2 protein-coding genes are annotated in these 3,907 nt (G+C 37.5%); both read left to right on the top strand.

What is annotated here, in order from left to right; all coding sequences use genetic code 11:
• Window positions 1–2,157, top strand: a 2,157-nt coding sequence (locus tag UC75_RS20840) for a type I secretion C-terminal target domain-containing protein (protein WP_228137186.1), incomplete at its 5' end; no start/stop codon positions are given.
• A 143-nt stretch (window positions 2,158–2,300) separates the two neighbouring features.
• Window positions 2,301–3,907: poly alpha-glucosyltransferase (locus UC75_RS08710; RefSeq protein WP_049837365.1), on the top strand; the 1,607-nt coding region annotated here is incomplete at its 3' end.

Here is a 3,907-nt window from a genome sequence, read left to right as displayed (position 1 = left end):
CTCGATCCAGTTACGGGCAATAGTTCGCAAGCGACTCTATATGTTCACTTGGATAGTGATAGTGTGGATATGACTTGGAACCCTAATGATCCATCTCAACCTGCTGTTATCACAAGCCCAGTTCCTGTTGATGCAATGGATAACGTTGCTTCAGCAACGATTGACATGGTGTATCCAGTAACCACTGAGGTACTTGATAATGCGATCAGCTATAACTGGTTACTCGGTGTAGGTGGAATTGTTATCGGTTCTAAAGAAGGTACAGCGACATTTACAGTTGATCCAGGTCACCTCACTGATGCGATTATTGCAGTGAACTTCGGTTCGGTTGCTACGGTTGTCGATGGTTTACATGTGGTATTAACCCGAGTAAATCCAGACGGCTCTCGTACAGTAGTTGCTGATAGTTCTGATACTGGCGTGATTGATTTGTTAGGTATCTTTGGTTCTGAAGTTCAATTCAAGATTGATAACTTAAGTGCTGGTACTTATGAATTGTTCATGGAAAGTAATACTCTTCTAACAGCTCTAGGTAATGTTACTGCGGATATCACCCTAAATCATGGTGATATTACTCAGCCTCCTGTACTAGTTGTTGATCCTGTGATTGGTAATGTACTCGCTGATGATAACTCTGCTGTTTATGGTACAAACTATGTACCAGACTATATTACGACAACTTCAGTAGTAACTACGGTTACAGCGGAAAATGGTAATACAGAGGCTGTTGTAGTAGGTACTCCAACAACGATCATAGGTGCATATGGTAGTTTGATTATTAATTCAGACGGTACTTATAGCTACCAAGCAACTGCAAATATGGCGAATGTAGGTAAAGTTGATAGCTTCACTTACACAGTCACAGATCCAGTTACTGGTAGAACTGATACAGCGACATTACATGTTCAAGTTGGTTCACCAGATGTTGATGTAACTTGGAATACAGCAGATCCTTCGGCAGATGCTACACTTCCAACACCTGCGGTGACAGCTGATACAGATGATGCAACGATCAGCATGGCGCCAGTGGTAGACCCACTTGTGGATGTTACAAGTGGTAATGTGACCATCGGTAACCTTGCCGGCTTCCCACCATTACCTGTATTAAGCAGCACAGTAACTTCAAACCAGTTTGTGGTAGCTGCAAATACAGTCAGTGATGTACATGTACAGTTGAATTACACTGCATCATTGAGCTTGTCAGCACTTCCAACGACTGGATATACAATTCAACAGTTCGTTGGAGGAGTATGGGTAGATACGGTTTATTCAGGTTCATCAACTGCATTGGCAGGTGTACTCGGTGCTCCGGCATTCTCGGCAGATGTATCTCATTTGTCAGCAGGAACTTACCGTGTAGTATTTAGTTTATCAAGTTTGCTTTCTCTAGGTACTGTGACTCTAGATTCTGTAGTTAATACAACAACTACGCATCTAGACCAATATACACCAGATGGTCAAACAGACTGGATTACTGGAAACGTACTTACTAATGATGTCGTAGAAGGTACTCAGCTCTATGTAATGAACTCAACAACTGGCACTTATGAGCTAGCTGCTGGTCAAGGAGTGAATACAGGTGAAGGCACATTGTATCTATACAATGATGGTTCTTACTTCTACAAACCATTAGACAGCGCTGCAAATGCTACAGTTGATGTGGTTGATTACAAGTTGGTTTCAGTGATTGATGGCAGTGAATATGTGTCTTCATTGACGATTAACTTGAGTCAAGAGTTGAATAGTCTTGCAGTAAGTACTGCGGCAAATGATACATTTACTCTTGGTAACGGCTCGGATACTTTGATCTACAATACATTAACAGCTGCAAGTGTTACTAACGCAACTGGTGGTAACGTAACAGGTGGTGTAGATGTATGGACTGACTTCCATGTAGGTAATACTGCGACGGATGATCAGGCTGACAAGATTGACTTAAGTAACTTGTTAATTGGTTCTCAAACTAACTTAACAATTGGTCAATATGTGACAGTAAGTTATGATGCTGGTACTCATACTGCGACAATCAGCGTAGACCGTGATGGTGGATTACTCATCGAAGGTACTTATACTGAAACACCATTGCTTCAATTGACTAACCTCACAGGTCCAGTCACATTGAATGACTTGATCAATAATGGTCAAATCATTTTCTAATCTGACAATCGATTTATAAAAAAGAGCCTTCGGGCTCTTTTTTTATGTTTAAACAATACGTTAATCTAGTTTTTAATTTCTCCGTGCTATGATGTATTGAAAATTTTATAGAACAACAATTAACGAATAGGGACTAAATTCGAGTGACGGCATTTTTAAAATTCCAAAGAAAAATGAACCTTTGGTTAGAACAAGTTGTTCAGCACGTTCCGAGTCTTAAACAGGATATTATTTTATTTTTATCTTATGGTCCTAAAGACCAGAGATGTAGCGTTTGGCACAGTGAGAAAACAAATTTAGAGCAGGCCAAAAAACAATTATTAGATTTTATTAATGAACAGTTTGCACAGTCACCGCTGGATGATTATATAAAAATTGATGTGGCATATAACTTGACGAAACAAGCTTGGAAGGAAGTAGAGCAACAGGTTCACCATCAATTTCACAACAACCACTACCGTAAAGGGATTGGATTTGATGAACACTGTTCAGTAGCTTTTCTCGAACAAGAGATTTATGGAAAAGCAATCATTCGAGGCTTGAGCTACGACAAACCGAACTTTTTTGATGAAACAAACCTAAATTATGCCGTTAAGCAAAAATATAACGCTCCAAAACCACAGATTAAATTACAAGAACTGCAAGACATTTGGACTTTTGATACCTACGCAGCATTTTATGAAAATGAGGAATTTATTAACTTAGCGAGTGGTTATGATGTAAATGGAATTAGAGGAATTTCAAGCAATAAAAAACAGCATTTTCAGCATCTAATTGAGCAAAATTCGGCATTTCTGCATGACCAGATTCAAGAAAATGGCAAATTTATTTATGGCTATTTCTCTGCCTATGATCGGGACATTCGTAACTACAATACAGTGCGCCACTGTACCTCAGTATATGCCTTACTAGAAACTTTTGAGGTGCAGAGCAAGCCAGAATATTGGCCCAAAATACATGCTGCCATTCACTATGCACTGGCCAACTTTTATAAAGAAAAAGACTTAGAAACTGCCTTTATGATTGATGGTAAAGAAGGGGAATTCGAAATCAAATTAGGTGCCAATGCGGCCGCCATTTTAATGTTAACTAAATATCAAGAAATTACTCAAAAAGCGGATTATCAAAAATATGCAGAGAAACTTGCAAATGGTATTTTAAAATTAATAGATTCAAATGGTTCAACAACTCATGTATTAAATTATCCAGATTATGATTTAAAAGAAAAATTCAGAATTATTTATTATGATGGTGAGGCTGCTTTAGCTTTGTTAAGGTTATATCAAATTAACCAAGATTCTAGATTATTAGAAACCGTTAAATTAATGTTTGAATGTTTTATTGAAAAGAGATATGAAAAATACCATGATCATTGGTTAAGTTATTGTACAAATGAACTCACTAAAATATGCCTCGAAGATAAATATTTTATTTTTGGTTTAAATAATTATTTAAAACATTTTATTTTTATTAAAAATCGAAAAACAACATATGCAACTTTATTAGAAATGCTAATGGCTGCTTATAAAATGGTGAACCGTTTAAAAGAGCAGGGGCGTATAGCACTTTTTGAGCAAGCGTATATGCCTGAGCTTCAAAAGCTAATTGAGTTTAGAGCTGATTTTCAAACTACAGGATTTTTTTATCCGGAAATGGCGATGTATATGGCTCGGCCAGATAAAATTTTACATGCGTTTTATATTCGTCATGATCGTTTTCGAGTACGGATTGATGACCAAGAACACAACTT

Source organism: Acinetobacter sp. V2 (genome assembly GCF_001188385.1).
Lineage (GTDB): Bacteria > Pseudomonadota > Gammaproteobacteria > Pseudomonadales > Moraxellaceae > Acinetobacter > Acinetobacter oleivorans.
Note: the sequence above shows the minus strand (reverse complement) of the source record. Positions and strands in the feature narration are given on the sequence as shown.